Origin of the sequence: Amycolatopsis sp. NPDC005232, assembly GCF_040607795.1 — a bacterium.
GTDB lineage: Bacteria > Actinomycetota > Actinomycetes > Mycobacteriales > Pseudonocardiaceae > Amycolatopsis.
On record NZ_JBEXHL010000006.1, the window covers coordinates 42,589 to 57,568 of the forward strand.

The 14,980-nt window shown below is 68.7% G+C and carries 16 protein-coding genes; 3 read left to right on the forward strand and 13 right to left on the reverse strand.

Features of this window, described 5'->3' with window-relative positions; genetic code table 11:
• Nucleotides 1-58: 58 nt before the first annotated feature.
• The 6 genes from ABZU76_RS13445 to ABZU76_RS13470 form a co-directional block, all read right to left on the reverse strand.
• Nucleotides 59-859, reverse strand: coding sequence for an alpha/beta fold hydrolase (locus ABZU76_RS13445; protein WP_354868529.1), 801 nt, complete (start codon nt 857-859; stop codon nt 59-61).
• A 198-nt stretch (nt 860-1,057) separates the two neighbouring features.
• The gene (locus tag ABZU76_RS13450; protein ID WP_354868532.1) at nt 1,058-2,212 is read right to left on the reverse strand and encodes an SPFH domain-containing protein; all 1,155 of its coding nucleotides are present in this window, start codon (nt 2,210-2,212) and stop codon (nt 1,058-1,060) included.
• A 10-nt stretch (nt 2,213-2,222) separates the two neighbouring features.
• Complete coding sequence (locus ABZU76_RS13455) at nt 2,223-2,450, reverse strand: hypothetical protein (RefSeq protein ID WP_354868535.1); 228 nt, start codon at nt 2,448-2,450, stop codon at nt 2,223-2,225.
• A complete protein-coding gene (locus tag ABZU76_RS13460) occupies nt 2,450-2,986 on the reverse strand; it encodes a hypothetical protein (protein ID WP_354868537.1) in 537 nt (178 codons plus the stop codon). The genes ABZU76_RS13455 and ABZU76_RS13460 overlap by 1 nt, the downstream gene beginning before the upstream one ends.
• A gap of 256 nt (nt 2,987-3,242) precedes the next feature.
• Nucleotides 3,243-4,982 carry a S53 family peptidase gene (locus tag ABZU76_RS13465; RefSeq protein ID WP_354868540.1) on the reverse strand — a complete coding sequence of 580 codons (1,740 nt, stop codon included), beginning with the start codon at nt 4,980-4,982 and terminating at the stop codon, nt 3,243-3,245.
• Nucleotides 4,983-5,080: 98 nt separating this feature from the next.
• Complete coding sequence (locus tag ABZU76_RS13470; protein WP_354868542.1) at nt 5,081-5,911, reverse strand: alpha/beta hydrolase; 831 nt, start codon at nt 5,909-5,911, stop codon at nt 5,081-5,083.
• A gap of 104 nt (nt 5,912-6,015) precedes the next feature.
• Between ABZU76_RS13470 and ABZU76_RS13475 the strand changes: the two genes are divergently transcribed.
• Both ABZU76_RS13475 and ABZU76_RS13480 read left to right on the forward strand, forming a co-directional pair.
• Nucleotides 6,016-6,597, forward strand: a complete 582-nt coding sequence (locus ABZU76_RS13475; protein ID WP_354868544.1) for a maleylpyruvate isomerase N-terminal domain-containing protein — start codon at nt 6,016-6,018, stop codon at nt 6,595-6,597.
• A gap of 108 nt (nt 6,598-6,705) precedes the next feature.
• Entirely contained in the window at nt 6,706-7,632 is a 927-nt protein-coding gene (locus ABZU76_RS13480) for a 2-dehydropantoate 2-reductase (protein WP_354868546.1), read from the forward strand.
• Nucleotides 7,633-7,747: 115 nt separating this feature from the next.
• On the opposite strand, the gene ABZU76_RS13485 is transcribed toward ABZU76_RS13480, so the two are convergent.
• From ABZU76_RS13485 to ABZU76_RS13505, 5 genes are all read right to left on the reverse strand, one after another.
• Nucleotides 7,748-9,157, reverse strand: coding sequence for an amidase (locus tag ABZU76_RS13485; RefSeq protein ID WP_354868549.1), 1,410 nt, complete (start codon nt 9,155-9,157; stop codon nt 7,748-7,750).
• Nucleotides 9,158-9,239: 82 nt separating this feature from the next.
• Nucleotides 9,240-9,824, reverse strand: coding sequence for a TetR/AcrR family transcriptional regulator (locus ABZU76_RS13490; protein WP_354868552.1), 585 nt, complete (start codon nt 9,822-9,824; stop codon nt 9,240-9,242).
• A gap of 73 nt (nt 9,825-9,897) precedes the next feature.
• Nucleotides 9,898-10,416: a hypothetical protein gene (locus tag ABZU76_RS13495; protein WP_354868555.1), complete on the reverse strand. Its 519-nt coding sequence runs from the start codon at nt 10,414-10,416 to the stop codon at nt 9,898-9,900.
• A 13-nt stretch (nt 10,417-10,429) separates the two neighbouring features.
• Complete coding sequence (locus ABZU76_RS13500; protein WP_354868557.1) at nt 10,430-10,930, reverse strand: helix-turn-helix domain-containing protein; 501 nt, start codon at nt 10,928-10,930, stop codon at nt 10,430-10,432.
• On the reverse strand, nt 10,927-12,144 hold the full coding sequence (locus ABZU76_RS13505) for an MFS transporter (protein WP_354868560.1): 1,218 nt from the start codon (nt 12,142-12,144) through the stop codon (nt 10,927-10,929). The genes ABZU76_RS13500 and ABZU76_RS13505 overlap by 4 nt, the downstream gene beginning before the upstream one ends.
• Before the next feature lie 257 nt (nt 12,145-12,401).
• Here ABZU76_RS13505 and ABZU76_RS13510 point away from each other — a divergent pair, with 257 nt between their 5' ends.
• Complete coding sequence (locus ABZU76_RS13510) at nt 12,402-12,749, forward strand: DUF1330 domain-containing protein (RefSeq protein WP_354868563.1); 348 nt, start codon at nt 12,402-12,404, stop codon at nt 12,747-12,749.
• A 160-nt stretch (nt 12,750-12,909) separates the two neighbouring features.
• Here ABZU76_RS13510 and ABZU76_RS13515 read toward each other — a convergent pair whose 3' ends face one another.
• Both ABZU76_RS13515 and ABZU76_RS13520 read right to left on the reverse strand, forming a co-directional pair.
• On the reverse strand, nt 12,910-13,788 hold the full coding sequence (locus ABZU76_RS13515) for a patatin-like phospholipase family protein (protein ID WP_354868566.1): 879 nt from the start codon (nt 13,786-13,788) through the stop codon (nt 12,910-12,912).
• Nucleotides 13,789-13,928: 140 nt separating this feature from the next.
• On the reverse strand, nt 13,929-14,936 hold the full coding sequence (locus tag ABZU76_RS13520; protein WP_354868569.1) for a zinc-dependent alcohol dehydrogenase family protein: 1,008 nt from the start codon (nt 14,934-14,936) through the stop codon (nt 13,929-13,931).
• Between the last annotated feature and the right edge of the window lie 44 nt (nt 14,937-14,980).

The following is a 14,980-nucleotide window of genomic DNA, read 5'->3' on the forward strand; positions in this document are numbered from 1 at the left end:
GTCGCCTTGCCCCACGCTAGACGGTCGCGGCTGTCAAAAACCCTTTCGAAGCTGATCGTCAGCGGTCGAGGGCGGCGACCTCGTGGACGGCCTTGGCAACGGCCCGGAAGTCCTTCTTCAGGATCGCGCCGTGGTTGCTGCTGACCTTCGCACTGACCTGGATGTTCGGGTTGCGGGTGGTGACCGCGCCGACGGCGGCGCGGATGCGTTCCTGTTCGTCGCCCTTGCTGCCGAAGGACGAGCCCGACGCGAGGACGTACCGGGTCGGGACGGTGATGGCGTCGAGGACGGGGCCGAGTTCGCTTTCGCGGGAGAGTCGGCCGAGTTCGATGTTGCAGGTCGCCATTTGGTCGGCGGTCATCTTCGGGGTCAGGCCGGTCGGGCGGACCAGTGGCATGAACCAGCTCATCCGCTTGAACAGCTTGCGGATCCGCTGCTCCATGGCCGCGTCGAGCCAATCGTACGGTTCGGCACCCTCGACCAGCACGGCGCCCAGGGCTCGCTGGGGATTCCGGCTGGCCCAGTGCGCCGCGACGAACGCCCCGTAGGACCAGCCGACCACCAGCGCCCGGTCGATGCCTCGGGCCGCGAGGACGGCGTCGACGTCGCGGACGGCTACGTCGAAGGAGTAGTCCGCCGAGCGCTTCGATTTGCCGCGGGCCCGCGCGTCGAAGGTCAGGTGGCGCCAGTCCGTGCCCAGTTCCGCGACGACCCGCCGCCAGTAGCCCTGGGTGGCGAACTGGCCGTTGAGGTAGACCACGGGCACGCCGGAGCCGCCGGTGTCGGTGACGGCGAGTGCCGTGTCGTCGACCGGCAGCAGGCCGGTCCACTGCGTGGGGGAGATGCTGTTCTTCGTCATGCGTCCACTGTCGGCGGCCGGCCTGACACTGCCCTGACACCGCGCTGATGTGACGCGGGCGCGCTTGCCCGGCCGCGGTGCCGACGTGATCCGCGTGTTCGACATCGGCCCAGCGCGCAAGGGTTGCCGGCGTCCTGAACAGCCTGGCCGGAATCATGATCCGGCCAGGCTGCCGCCGGGTCACCGGCGCTGGTGTCGTCAGCTCGTCACGGTGTGGTTGTTCTCCCGCTCCGCAGGTCCGTTCTCCGAGACCGCCGGCCGCTGCGTGCCGGAGTCGGAGACACTCTTCTTCACGGATTCGAGGATCGCCAGCCCCTGACCGACGAGCCCGGCCGCGACCTGACCGATTCCGTCGGCTCCATTGAGGACGGTGACGTTCGCTCCGCTGAGGCCTGCGGCTGCTTCTTTCACGATCTGCGGCAGCTGCTCGATGAGCAATCGGTCGAGCGCGACCCGGTTGTGGGACGCGGCGGCCGCGGCCGTGACCTCTGTCGCCTCGGCGTCCGCCCGCGCCATGATCCGCACCTGCTCGGCCTGCGCCTCGGCGGGCTTGACGACCTCCGCCACCAGCTGTTGCTGGCGCAACAACGCTTCCCGTTGCGCCAGCAAGGTCCTGGCGTCGATCACCTCTTGCTGGGCCGTGGCCTGCGCCAACGGCCCGGCCTGCGCTGCCTCGGCTTGGGCCCGGTCGATTTCGGCCTTGTACTGCGCCTGCACGACGGAGGTCTGCCGCGCGTACTCCGCCTGCCGCCGCTGCGATTCCTGTGCTGCCTCGGCCGCGGCCTGGTCGGCCCGGGCCTGCGCGATCTGGGCCTCGCGCTGGATGGCGGCGTTGTGCGGTGCGGCCATCGCGGCGATGTAGCCGAGTTTCATGTCGTCGATCGACTGGATCTGCAACGAGTCGATCGTCAAGCCGATCTTCGCCATCTCTGCTGCCGACCCGTCGAGGACTTCGGTCGCGAGCTTCTGCCGCTCGGTCACGATTTCCTCGACGGTCATCGAGCCGACGATCGAACGCAGGTGGCCGGCGAAGATCCGGCCGGTCAGGATCGACATCTGCTCCTGGTCGGACAGGAATCGCTGGCCGGCGTTGACGATGCTCTCGGTGTCATTGCCCACCTTGAACGCGATGACCGCACGGACGTTGAGCGCGATGGCCTGCTTCGTCACACAGGTTTCCGATACCTCGGCTTCGGACATGCTCAGCGTCAGGAACCGCACTTTCCGGAAGAACGGCATGATGAACGCGCCGTGGCCGGTGACCACCCGGAACGGCGCTCCCCCTGTGCCATTGGTCTTCCCGCCGGAAATGAGCATCGCCTCGTCGGGCGCGGGCACTCGATAACCGAACATCGTCGTTCTCCTAGTTGCTGGTGAAGGGATCCGTCCAGGCGATGACCTCGACGGCACGATGGGGGAGGGACTCGACGACGAGGACGGTCGTGCCCTTCGCGAGCGGTACCTCGGAATAGGCCCGGTAGGTCTCGGTGCCTCCGCGGATCCGGAGCAGGACCTCACCCGGTCCCGCGGGCCCGCGGGTGCCGATGAGCAGCACGCCGGTTTGCCCTTCCGGCGATCGATCGGCGTCCATTACCCGACACCTCCGGACAAATCGGGCGCAGTGTCTCGCCTGCCGAGGTCCAGAGCCGGCGCGGCACCATGGGAACGATCAATGTCAAGTGTCCCACGACGGCATACCGGCCACCAGCGCAGAACCACGCCACCCCGGCGCCGGCCTCGCCCACGGCGGAAGCAGGATCTCCTCGCCTGCCCGCGGATGAGGTTTGGAGACGACGGTCCGCAATGACGATGCTGGACCACCGTGTCCGCGCCGGCCCAGGGGAGCGCGCTCGCCTCGAGGACGACCACGACGATCGAGCCCCAGGCCCAGGAGTCGTCGCTGTTGGGCTCGTCCGCGGTGCGCACATGCGACGGATCGGCCGGGTCGGCGTACACCGTCACTTCGCCGACGTTCACCACGGCCCCGACGGCTTGGCGGATGCGCACCCGGACGGCTCGGTCCGAGGTCACCGGGTCCGGCTTCTGCAGCCGCCCGGTGCGGGCTAAGAGAGGTTCGTCGTCTTCTTGGCGCGGGGGTTCGCCCGCGCCGGTCATCCCCAGATCCATCAGCAGAGAGTACGACCGGGAAGTGCAGCTCCACCAGGGGAGTCTCTGCGATCGAAAACACCGCCGGCGAAGGCAACCGAACGGGCCCGTCCGGCGTTCTGACCCAGCTTCGCGTCACCCTGGCCGGCTCGGCTCTGGCTCAGTGGTGCCGGCATACCGCTACCTCCGAACGGCTTCCCGCAGCGAGCTGCCGGTTCGCGGCTGGATCACTCGGATACGGAATCACTTTCGTATTCCGCAGTCCATTGCGAAGAGGTCATCTGGTCGAGAAGGCGGCGAGATAGCCGAGCGCAGGCGAGCCCAATCCGGTGACGTCGTCGTAGCCAGGTGTCGCGGTGAGGGCGCCGTCGTGGCCGTCGGTGATCAAGGTTGCGGTGCCGGGGAGTGCGTTGCCGTGCTCGTCGGTCTCGGAGACGACGCGGGCGACCGGTGTGCCGCCGAACGGGTGGTCGGTGACGTCATGGAACATCGCGGAGCCGTGGTGGGCGTAGAGGAGTGGGTTGGCGAATCCGATCGGGGTGCCGGCCGCCTGTTGCGCGTCAGCTTGGATCGCGGCGAACAAGGGACTGGCAAGACTTGTTCCGCCGTTGGTGAGGCCGCCGGGCAACGGATCGGGTACCGCGAGGCCGGCGTAGAAGTCGGCGTCCACGGCCACGTCCGGGACGACTCGGTCCCCTTTGGACAGTGCCGTCGGAACTACCCCGTTTTGGTACGGCGGCTGGTGGAACAGGGCGCTGCGGCCCCCTCCCGCGCCGGTGTTGAACGAGCCGGGAGGTGAGGTGCTCCACGTCTTCCCGTCGCCCGAAGAGTCGGTTTCGGTGGTGCCCCAGCCGGTTTCGAACAAGTAGTCGCTGTTCTTGTCGACTTCCAGCGTCGTGCCGCCCACGGCGGTCACCCACGGATCCGACGCGGGGTACTCGGTCTGCGGGGCGCGGGTTCCTCCGGCGGAGTTGTCGCCCTTGTCTCCCGAGCTGTAGTAGAGGCCGATACCCTCGATCGCGGACTGCTGGAACGTCTGGTCCCACGCCGCGATCATCGCCGGCGAGACGTTCGAGTCGAGGGTGGTCCAGGACGTCGACACCACGTCGACGGCCCGATCGTCGACCAACCGGTCGAGACCGTCGAGCAGAGAGATCATGGTGGCTTGGGGATCGGTTTTGTCCGCAGCGCAGTTCGCGGCCGAATAGACCACGTCGGCGTCGGGAGCCATGCCGTGCGCGATGGTGGCGTCCATCTCGCGCTCGATTCCCCAGGTCGGCTCGTCGCAGACGGAGGACTGGCCGGTGGGGTAGCGCTGGGCGAACTGGCCGGGCGCGAAGGCTTTGTCGCCGAACGCGGTCGCGTCGGCGTTGAGGGAGTTCTCGAACTGCGGGTCCGTGCCGATGCCCACGACACCGATCTTGACACCCTTGCCGGTCAGACCCGAGTGTGTGACACCGTATGCTTTGCGAAGCTGTGAAGGAAGGTAACCGCACGATGTTGCGGGGAACTCTGTTCGTCCGTACGCCTCCGGCAGGGACTTCACGACGACCTCGCCGTAGTAGTGGGAACAGGCGGTGGCCGGCGCGTCCGTTTCGGCGTCATTCGCCTGCTGGGCGGGGGAGCCGTTCCCTGCTGCAGGCACCACGGCGATCACGTGGTCCGGCGCGGCTTTCGCCCACGCTTCGACCTGGGCGGGCGATGCGGTGAACGCGACGTAGTGAGAGGTCGCCCCGGTCACGGTGGCACCCGCCGCTCGCAACTCGTCCTGCACTTCGGCGGTCTGACCGGGGGTCGGGCCGAAATCGTGCCAGAACTGCTGGGCTGACAGGAAATGCCGGTACGCGGGGCCGGCCGGATCGGACACCGCCTTGGCCAGGACGGCCATGCCCTGCGGATTCTGGCCCGAAAGATAAGCCCGTGCGGAGATCTGCGGCGGTGCCGCCGACGCCGGGACCGCTCCCGCCCCGAGAAGCGGAACCGCAGCGAGGACGGCAAACCACCTGGAGTACTTCATGGTCGCGACCGTAGGGCGCGGATGTCAGCGACTTGTCAGAGAATTGTTTTCCCGGTGCACAAGCCGGCCGAGGTGACTGGGACTGCTTCGTCTGCGGGTTACTCGGTGGTCGCGTCCGCGGCGTCCACGATGATGTCCGTGACCTTGTCAGGATGCGAAACGTACACGTCGTGCGCGGCGCCCGGCACGACGACGGTGTGCGCGCGGGCGCGCTCGGCCATCCATTCCTGCGCGGCCAACGGGATGCTGTTGTCAGCGGTCGGGATCAGGTCCCAGGTCGGGATGTTCTTCCACGCGGGCGCGCCCGACACCTCGTTCACGGCGGCCGCGGTGACCGGGCGCTGGCCGGCGGCCATCTGACGGGCCTGGGGCAGTGGGATGTCGGCGGCGAAGAGTTCCGGGAAAAGGTCCTGCTTCACATAGAGGTCGGTCTCGCCGCCGGGGAGGGTGACCTGTCGCAGCGACGCGCTGAGCGTGCTGCCCGGGAACTTCTTCGTGATGTCGAGCGCGTTCTCCGCTTGGTCGGGGAGGAATGCGGCGATGTAGACGAGCGCCTGCACCTTGGGGTCGTTCAGCGCGGCGTCGGTGATCACGGAGCCGCCGTAGGAGTGTGCGGCCAGCACGACCGGTCCGTCGACGCTGTCGACCAGGGCCTTGATGTAGGCCCCGTCGGACGCGACGCCGCGCAGCGGGGTGGCGGCGGCGATCACGTTGTACCCGCGCTGCTCGAGCCGCGTGATCTCACCGTTCCAGCTGGACGTGTCGGCGAACGCGCCGTGCACCAACACGATTGTCGGCTTCGGCTTCGCCGGGGCGTGGTGGTCGGCCTGCTGCGGCGCCGCCGACGACGGCACCGCGGCGAATACGGCCGTCGCGGCCAGCGCGGTCGTGGCGGCGGCGATCCGGGCCAGGCGAGTACGTGTGCGCATCTCTTGCTCCACAGGGAGGTTCGGGCGAAGCCGCTGAATCACGCCACCGACAATATGTCGTCTGACATACATAAAAAGCTTCAGACGGAAATCGCAGCACATCAATGCCCTCTCAGCCCAGTCCTGGTGCCCGGACTGCCGTCCATCGTCCGCAGCTGGACGTCGGGTACTACCTCGAACTGCTGGCGGAACAGGGTCCGGTCTTGGTGACCGAGGCCCACCGGGCCGACGCCGGCGACCGCATCCCGTTCTGTCCTGATTGGACACGCGACGACCTTGTCACGCACACCACGAGCGTGTACCGCTGGGTCGAGCTGATCGTCCGGGGTGCGCGAAACAGGCCACCCGCCCTGCCGGAGCCGGAATCCGATGCTCTCGCCGACCCCGTTGGGGCGCTGAGCGCGGCTCACCACGACGTGCTCGAGGCCCTCAGGGCCGCGCCGTTGCGGTCCACCGTGCCCACCTCGCTCGGCCTGACCTGCTCCGGCACCGGATCGCGGTGGTGGGTGCGGATCGGGCCGGACGCACCGGAGTTAGGCCGCGGACCTGCCACAGTGGACACAGAGGTGACCGCCCAGCCGGGCGCGCTGCTTCTGCTGCTCTGGAACCGTCGCAAGGCCACAGGTCTGGACGTGCGGGGGGACGGGCGCGCACTGGACGTCTGGGTCCGCGAAGCGCACCTCTGACCAGCGATCGCGCTGGCGACTTCTGGCTTGTTTATTAAAAGTCAGCAGTGTTACGCTGCCGCGGTGCTGCGCTGTGATGCCGCGCGTTGAATTCTCGGAGGTTTCGGCATGGCTCGAGTATTGGTTGTCGGCGCAGGAGCAACGGGCGCCTTCTTTGGTGCGCGGCTGTTGCAGGCGGGCAACAAGGTGGCTTTCCTGGTTCGGCCCCGGCGTCGTGAGGTGCTGCGTGAGCGCGGCCTGCGCATCGTGAGCGCGGAGCGCACGGAGGTGCTGCACCCCGAGCTGCTCGTCGCGGGGGAGCTCTCCGATGCGTACGACGCGATCTTGCTGTCGGTCAAAGCCGACGCGCTACCGGCTGCGATCGAGGATTTCGCCCCGGCGGTAGGACCGGGAGTGGGAATCATCCCCTTCCTGAATGGCATGTCCCACCTCGATGTCCTCAACGACCGGTTCGGAACCGGTTCGGTGCTGGGCGGGGTGGTCAAGGTTGTCACTTTCGTCGACGAGAACGGCGACATCCGCCAGCTGGCACCGCTCGCGGACATGGTCATCGGTGAGCAAACCGGCGAGCAGACGCCGCGGCTGGCCGCGCTCGCGGACGACTTCGGCTCCGCCGGCTTCCCGTTCGCGACATCCGGCCGGATCGTCACACAGATGTGGCACAAATGGGTGTTCATCGCCTCTGCCGGTGCGGTGACCACTCTGATGCACGGCAACATCGGCGAAATCGCCGCCGTCCCCGGTGGTGCGGACTTCGCGACGGCGGTCCTGTCCGAAGCGGCGGCCGTGTCCGCCGCGGCCGGCCATCCGATGACCGGCCGGGAGTTCGCGACCACCAGGGAGCTGCTCACGGCGCCTGACTCGGCCTTCGCGCCCTCCTTCTACCGGGACCTGTCCCGCGGCCTGCCCACCGAGGTTGAACACGTTTTCGCCGACCTCGTGCTGCGCGGCGAGAAGCTTGGCGTTGACACCCCGTTGCTGAAGCTCGCGACCATCAACCTGCGGGTGCACCAGAATCGCGTCTCAGCCGCCTGATCGGCACAACAGTGCATCGAACAAACCCCATATCGGAGACTGGTGCGCAGACGTGGCCGGGCGCCTCGAGGGTCGGTAGTCCGCTCCCTCGAAGCGCCCGGCGTGGTGTGGGGCGTCAGAGGGCGGGGTGCAGTCCTCGGACCGGGCTCAGCGCCTCCAGCAGCGAGGCGACGTGCAGGATCGTCGACTCCGCGTGCCAGGAGGCCGCCAGCTGAACACCGATCGGCAGGCCCTCGGTGGTCGTCCCGAAGCGCATGGACAGGGCGGGGAGCCCGGTCAGGTTGAACGGGGCGGTCGTGGACATCACGTGGAAGATGCTGAGCGTCTTCCCGTCCAGGGTGAGTTCCGTGGTCCCGTGCTTGTGTGCGGGAACGGTGGTAACCGGGAGCAGCAGCGCGTCGTACTGCTGGAAGTACGCCGCGAAACCGTCGCGGAGCCGCTCGACGCCCTGTTCGGCGTGAACGTAGTCCTGAATGGACGTTTCGGGGGCGTCGCGCATGAACTTGGTGGCCGTGTACATCTGATCCGCGTGGCCCGCGGTGGCCTCGGCGTAGGCAGGCTTCACCTCCATCACGTGCTGAAGGTTGAACAGTTCGAGCGGGGTGTCGCGCTCGAGAGCGGGGATGCTCACGGCGTCGACGTGAACTCCTGCGGCCCGCAAGGCTTCCGCGGCCGCCTGCACGGTCGCCGCGACCTCGGGGTGGACGGGGCCGAGCCCGGAGTCGACCAGCCAGCCGACGCGGACGGTCCGCTGCGGCGAGGAGCCCAGGCCGGCGTCGAGGCCGGCGGGGACGGTGGAGGAGAAGCCGTCGGCACCGTCGGGGCCGGCCAGGAACGAGTACGCCAGCGCGAGGTCGCGGATGGTGCGGGCCATGGGACCGGCGTGCCAGTCGCGGCGCGGCTCGCGCGGCCAGGCCCCCGTCATCGGAATGCGCCCGTGCGTGGGCTTGAGGGCCGCGATGCCGGTGAGGGCGGCCGGTCCGCGCACCGAGATGGCCAGGTCGCTGCCGAGACCGAGCGGCGACATACCGGCGGCGATCGCCCCGGACTCGCCGCCGCTCGAACCGCCGGCGGTACGGCCGAGGTCCCAGGGGTTGTTCGTGTCGCCCGTCAGCAGGTTGTCGGAATCGACGGCGTAGGAGAACTCCGGAAGGTTGGTCTTCGCCAGGAGGATCCCGCCGGCGTTCTTCAACCGCGCCACCGCGGTGGCGTCCGTGTCCGGGACGCGGCCCGCGAAGATCGGCGAACCGCGCTGGGTCAGCACTCCAGCCGTGTCGAACGAGTCCTTGACGGTGAAAGGCACGCCGTGCAGCGGTCCCACCTCGACACCCGAGGCGAGCTCCTCGTCCGCTGCTTTCGCGGCTTCCAGCGCACCTTCGGCGACCGTGACGATGGCGTTGACCTTCGGGTTGGTGGCCTCGATGCGGTCGAGGTGCGCCCGCACCACCTCGACTGAGGACACCTTCTTGGTGCGGATCAGCTCCGCGAGTTCGGTCGCGTCGGACCGGGTGAGCTCGGTGGACATCGGAATTCCTCTCTTAGACCGGTCTACTAGTAATGGTCAGCACTGACCCGGGCCCGGTACGCCCGCGGTCAGTGGTGGTTCGTCAGACGTGCAGGACCTGGCGCGTGACCGCCATGGCGCGGTCGAGTTGGCCGGGGTTGCCGTGGATCTTCGCGATCATGCTGGCCCCGAGCCACAGGTCGTACAGGGTCTCGGCCGTCGCGCGCGGGGTGTCCTGAATGGACACGGACCCGTCCGCCACGCCGTCGGTGATCATCTGCTCGATCCGGTCGACGATCGCCGCGGTCCCGGTCTTCGTCGTGACGCGCATCGCCTCCGACAGGTCGGCGATCTCGGCGCCCAGCTTGACGACCAGGCAGCCGCCCTGGCAGTCGTCCGCGGCTTGCGTGTCGTGGAAGTACTGCCAGTACTGCATGAGGTGCTCGCCCGAACTCTTCGCCTTGTTTGCGACGATGCGGTCCATGGTGGCGAAGTAATCGTCGAAGTAGCTCTTCATCATCGCTTCGCCGAAGGCGTCCTTGGAATCGAACCAGTGGTAGAACGACCCCTTCGGAACGCCTGCGTCGGCGAGCACCTCGTTGATGCCGACCGCGGCGTAACCCTTGGCCAGGACGATCCGCCGCGCGGTGTCCAGAAGGCTTTTGCGTGTGTCCACCTTGGCTGGCATGGCATCACCGTAGCAGCCGATTAGACCAGTCGTCTAGAGCCTCTGGCGTGCGAGTTTCCTTCGAAGATCACCCTCAATGCGTCAGCTCCGCCGGCGGTTCGACCCCGAGCGCGGTGAACAGCCCGGCCAGCTTCGTGTCGAGCAGGTGGCCGACCGCGGTCACCCGCGGATCTCCGAAGCTCGCGAACAGCGTGCCGGGCTGGTCGGTCACGAACACACCGTCGCCGTGCTCGTCGGCCTGGATCAGCAGCCGCAGGGGCGCGTGCAGCATCACTGTCGGGTTGTGGCGGTACATCTGCTCGGCGATCACGTGGTTGCCCATCAGGTATTCCGTGCAGTCCCAGGAAAATCCGGAACCGGCCATGAACGGCGGCACCTCGATGCTCGCGAACCGCAGGAAGCCGAGTGGCGCGACCTCGTCGGCCTTGGCGACGACCGCGGCCCAGTCCGCTAAGCCGTCGAAGCGGGTGCGGTCCAGTACCGGCACGGTGTCCTCGAACAGGTGGATCGCTTCGGCGTAAGGCCGCCCGAGCGGCACGGCGAGCCGGCGCACGTCGTGGGTGGTCGTCGTGACCGGAAGTCCAGTGGCCATCGGTGTGCTCTCCTCAATCGTGAACGGGTTCGGCAACCGGCACCGGGACGGCCGAACGCCAGGGCCGCAGCCAGGTGAGCTCGGTCCGTGCCACCGTTCGATCGCAGTGCGGGCAGTGGTCGCCGAACGGCATTTCCGCGCCGCAGACGGCGTGGACGGCCTTCATCGGCCGGGTGTGCCGGTCGGAGCGGGTGTGGTCCTCGCCCCACCGGGCGAGCGCGTGCAGCACCGGCAGCAGGTCGGCGCCCGCTTCGGTGAGGCGGTACTCGTGGCGGGTGCGGTGGTCGTCGCGGTAGGGCACCTTGGTCAGCACCCCCGCGCCGACGAGACCCGCCAGCCGGCTCGAGAGCACGTTGGTCGACGCGCCCAGATCGTTGTGGAGCTCGTCGAACCGCGTGGCGCCGGCGGTGATGGAGCGCAGGATCAGGAGGGTCCACCGGTCACCGAGGACATCGGCCGCGCGGCCGATCGGGCACGGCTGGCCGGCCACGACGATCCTGGCCGGACGGGTCACCGGACACTCGCCCGGCGGCGGGTCTCCAGGAACACCAGCGGCGCCAGCACCAGGCACAACACGCCGATGACCGCGGCGACGAGCACGGTCGCGGCGGGCAGCCCCCGCGCGAGCGACAGCAGCCCGACCACGACCACCGGTCCGCCGAGGCCGACGTAGCTGACTACGTAGTACGTCCCGATCACGGCGCCGCGCTCGGCCGGCGGCGTGACGACGGTGAGCTCCGCCAGCGCGCCCGTGAACACGAGCCCGTGCCCGGTTCCCGTGCCGAGCATCGCCGGCACCACCAGCCACGTGGCGCCGGTCCCGTTCGCGAGCACCAGCAACGCCAGGCCGGCGGCGAGCACCACGAGCCCGCTCGCCTGCGCCGCGATCGGCGGCAGCTTGCGGGCGCCGAACTGGACGAACCCCGACGTGGCGATCATCAGCGCGAGTGCCGCCGCGGCGATCGCGAGGTTCGTCGAGCCCAGCATGCTCTGCACGAGCGAGGGCACGACCGCGGAGAACACACCCAGCACCGCCCACGCCAGGAACGACGACGCCCCGGCCACCACGAACGTCCGCCGGATCTCCGCCGGCACCCCGAGCCTCGGCCGGCGCCAGCGCACGCCTTCGGCGCGGACGGGCTGGGGCGTCCGCAGCACCAGCAGCGCCACTGCCGCCACGGCCACCGCGTGAACCACGAACGACAAGTGCCGCGGCAGCGGGCCGTACTGCGCGAGCAGGCCACCGACCACCGGCCCGAGCGCCAGCCCGAACGTGACGCACGCCGTGGCGGTCATCGCCGCGCGCCGCTGGCCGCCGGCATCCTGTCCCGCGCTGTCACTCAGCATCGCCTGGGCCGCCGCGGCGCCCGCGCCCATGCCGAGCCCCTGCAGGATCCGCGCGACGAACAGCCAGCCCGTCCCGGTCGCGAAGGTGAACGCCACGTCGCCCGCGAAGAATGCCGTCAGCGCCACCAGCATCAACGGGCGCCGCCCCACGGCGTCCGACAGCGGCCCCGCCACCAGCAGGCCCGGCACGATCACCGCCACGGCCACGGCGTACAGCAACGTCTGCACCAACGCCGAGAAACCGAACGTCGTCCGCAGCAACGCATACAACGCACTCGGCAAGTTGTTCCCGACGTACAACGCGGCGAGCGTCGCCGCCCCGGCCGCGAACGCCCTGTGCCCGGCGGACACGGGGGCCGCGTTCAATCGAGTCTCCGACATGGGGGCACCGTAGAGTGCTGGCTTTTTCTACGCAAGTCAACTCGGAGTCTGCCCTGGTCAGGCGGGGGAGGCCGACGTCGCCGAGAGCCGGTTCGTCAGTCGGGGAGTACGGCTCGCACCGTGATCCGGCGCACAAGCACCCGTGAACCCGAGCGCGCACTGGCTTACGGTGGCGAAAGCCAGGCCGGGTGGAAAGACACCACGACAGCCGCCGGCTTCCCCATCCGGACACCACCGACTCGACCCGAGGAGCACACATGGCGCAGCCGCACGACGGAGGACCGGTCTACGCGCTCAATCTGTTCGACGTCGCCGATCGCGAGGAGTACCTGGCCTACTCTCGGCGATCGCCGAAAGAGGTCGCCGCACACGGCGGCCGCGTTGTCGCATTAGGACAGTTCCGGGAGTCGGTCACCGGGGACATCGAGCCGCGCAAGGTCATGATCGTCGTGGAGTGGGAGTCGCGCGCGGCGTTCGAAAGTTACCGCGCCGACCCGGCGCTGGCCGATCTGCATCCGCACCGGGAGAACGGTTCGTCCTCCTACGTCTGGCACCTGTTCGACCGTCTGGAAGACCTGCGCCCGCTGCTGCGGCCCCAGGCGTGACTCCCGCGCGCTGAATCGGCCTCGAAGTTCACTTCGGACACTGTAGGCCGGAGCACTCGCTCGGCAATCGCGGACGCGGTGATCGGTGCTACGTCCGCGATTTCGCCGTCTGTGGTGGGTGTCCGAAGTGGGACTCTGCGCGGCTCGTCGAGGAGGGGAATTAGTCTTCGTTCCACCATTTCCTGAGGCCTTCGGCGGCGTCGCGACCCTGCTGTGTGCCGGCCTGCGTGGCTGCGTCGACGAAGAGTGAGTCGAGCAGATCAGTGGGCTTCCGGTAGTAGGGATCGGAGACGAGAACTCGCACGTCGTAGCCGTGCTCGGCGAGAATGGACTTCTCGCGCGCGATGTCGTCCGCCGGCCTGCACGCCACGATCAGCACCTTGCCCCCGCTGCGGAGCGGGTCGTCCGCATCGACGATCAGGTCGGCGTTGGTGGCGGAGCGCACTCCGCCGTCGACCCAGACAGCACCGGCCACGTCGACGGCCGGTGCGACGCCCGGAGCCGCGGTGGAGCACGCGATGCCGACTGCGACCGGGAGGTGGTCGTCGGCCGACCACCCGTGTGCCTCGCCGGTACTGACGTTCACCGCGGCCATCACCAGGTTTCGCGGCCACGAGCCCTCGGGTGCGCCCAATTTCCACAGTTCTTCGGCCTCGCCGGCGGAAAGCGGCGGCTCCGCTTCGACCGCGGCCCGGGCCATGGCCAACATCGAAGGTGCGCCGGCATCGGCCCCCTTGTTCGTGAGGCGCGTCAGCTTCTCGCGGTCGCTGCGACCGTTCGCCGCGCGGTCGGCGTGCCAGGCCGCTCGTGCGCGCATCCGGTCGGGCAGCCCGGCGAGGCCTTCCGGGCGCATCGTCAGCCAAGCGCCGACGATCGAGCCGGCCGACGTTCCCAGGACGACATCAGCATCGGCGGCCGAGAATCCTGCCGCGCCGAGAGCGAGAAGCAGAGCTGCCTCCCACGATGCGCCAACTTGTCCTCCGCCACCCAGAACCACTGCTCTCCTCGGAGAAGAACCCGGTTGTCGACTTTCGTTCATTCGAGGAAGAACCTTTCGTTTGTGCGCGGTGTTCGTTCGTGCACGGTGTTCGTTTTGCCCAGTGCCGAAGTGGACCTGGCGGACGCAGGCAAGGTCCACTTCGGACAGAACCACGCTGACGCCACGGGGCGATTGTCCGGTCAGCCGGCCGTGTGGGCGTCGACGGAGACAACGATCTTGCCGACCTGGTCATTGCGCTCCAGGTGACGGTGCGCGTCGGCGTAGTCCTCCAGCGGGAACACCTTGTCGATGACGGGGACGAGGTCGCCGTCGACGATGCCCTTCCGGACGTAGTCCACCGCGGGGGCCAGACGCAGGCTGTCCGACGCGAGCTCAGCGACCCCGAAACCACGGATGGTGAGCCGCTTGAGCAGCACGTCCATCACGTTCACGGTTGCCGGGGCGAAGTCGAGCACGCCGTAGATGACGAGGACCGCATCCTGGGCGGCGGCCTCGATCAAGGTCGCGAGGGTGGCGCCGCCGACCGGGTCGAAGATGACCCTCGCGCCCCGCTCTTCGGTCAGCTCTCGAATTCGCGCGACGACGTCCTCCTCGGCGGTGGCGATCACCACGTCGGCTCCGGCGTCCAGCAGTTGTTGCCGCTTTGCGCCGGTACGGGTCAGCGCAACGGCTTTCGCGCCCGCCCGCCGGGCGATCTGAATCGCCGCGAGACCGACGCTGCTGGACGCGGCTGAGATCACCACGGTGTCCCCGGGCCGAGTGTTCGCGATCTCCACCAGGCCGCCGTAGGCGGTGATGTACTGCATCCACGTCGAGGCCGCCTGCTCGAAGGAGAGCTCTTCGGGGTGGGCCACGACGGCGTGGACGGGTGCGAGAACCGCTTCACCGTGCATCGGGTAGTCGAGCAGGTTGAAGCCGGGCAATACGCTGACGGCTTGGCCGACGTGAAACTCGCCGACCCCGTCGCCGACGGCCGCGATCAGCCCTGCGACCTCGAAACCGAGGCCGGCCGGGACGACCGGGGCAACACTGTAAAGTCCCTGGCGGAACAGCGAATCCGCTCGGTTGAGCCCCCAAGCGCGGGCGTGGATCAGGACCTCGCCGGCACCCGGCTTCGGCTCGGGCACGTCTTCGATCCGCAGTACTTCAGGACCGCCGATCTGGTGGAAGCGGACGGCACGGCTCATGGTGTGACTCCTCGTGAAACTGGGCTGATTCGGGTTTGACTGGC

What these genes read in the sequence shown, in the direction of transcription:
- ABZU76_RS13495 (WP_354868555.1), bottom strand. Translation starts at nt 10,416, where the DNA reads ATGGCCACTGGACTTCCGGTCACGACGACCACCCACGACGTGCGCCGG.
- ABZU76_RS13475 (WP_354868544.1), top strand. Translation starts at nt 6,016, where the DNA reads ATGCCCTCTCAGCCCAGTCCTGGTGCCCGGACTGCCGTCCATCGTCCG.
- ABZU76_RS13445 (WP_354868529.1), bottom strand. Translation starts at nt 859, where the DNA reads ATGACGAAGAACAGCATCTCCCCCACGCAGTGGACCGGCCTGCTGCCG.
- ABZU76_RS13490 (WP_354868552.1), bottom strand. Translation starts at nt 9,824, where the DNA reads ATGCCAGCCAAGGTGGACACACGCAAAAGCCTTCTGGACACCGCGCGG.
- ABZU76_RS13510 (WP_354868563.1), top strand. Translation starts at nt 12,402, where the DNA reads ATGGCGCAGCCGCACGACGGAGGACCGGTCTACGCGCTCAATCTGTTC.
- ABZU76_RS13470 (WP_354868542.1), bottom strand. Translation starts at nt 5,911, where the DNA reads ATGCGCACACGTACTCGCCTGGCCCGGATCGCCGCCGCCACGACCGCG.
- ABZU76_RS13450 (WP_354868532.1), bottom strand. Translation starts at nt 2,212, where the DNA reads ATGTTCGGTTATCGAGTGCCCGCGCCCGACGAGGCGATGCTCATTTCC.
- ABZU76_RS13520 (WP_354868569.1), bottom strand. Translation starts at nt 14,936, where the DNA reads ATGAGCCGTGCCGTCCGCTTCCACCAGATCGGCGGTCCTGAAGTACTG.
- ABZU76_RS13515 (WP_354868566.1), bottom strand. Translation starts at nt 13,788, where the DNA reads ATGAACGAAAGTCGACAACCGGGTTCTTCTCCGAGGAGAGCAGTGGTT.
- ABZU76_RS13485 (WP_354868549.1), bottom strand. Translation starts at nt 9,157, where the DNA reads ATGTCCACCGAGCTCACCCGGTCCGACGCGACCGAACTCGCGGAGCTG.
- ABZU76_RS13505 (WP_354868560.1), bottom strand. Translation starts at nt 12,144, where the DNA reads ATGTCGGAGACTCGATTGAACGCGGCCCCCGTGTCCGCCGGGCACAGG.
- ABZU76_RS13460 (WP_354868537.1), bottom strand. Translation starts at nt 2,986, where the DNA reads ATGGATCTGGGGATGACCGGCGCGGGCGAACCCCCGCGCCAAGAAGAC.
- ABZU76_RS13480 (WP_354868546.1), top strand. Translation starts at nt 6,706, where the DNA reads ATGGCTCGAGTATTGGTTGTCGGCGCAGGAGCAACGGGCGCCTTCTTT.
- ABZU76_RS13455 (WP_354868535.1), bottom strand. Translation starts at nt 2,450, where the DNA reads ATGGACGCCGATCGATCGCCGGAAGGGCAAACCGGCGTGCTGCTCATC.
- ABZU76_RS13465 (WP_354868540.1), bottom strand. Translation starts at nt 4,982, where the DNA reads ATGAAGTACTCCAGGTGGTTTGCCGTCCTCGCTGCGGTTCCGCTTCTC.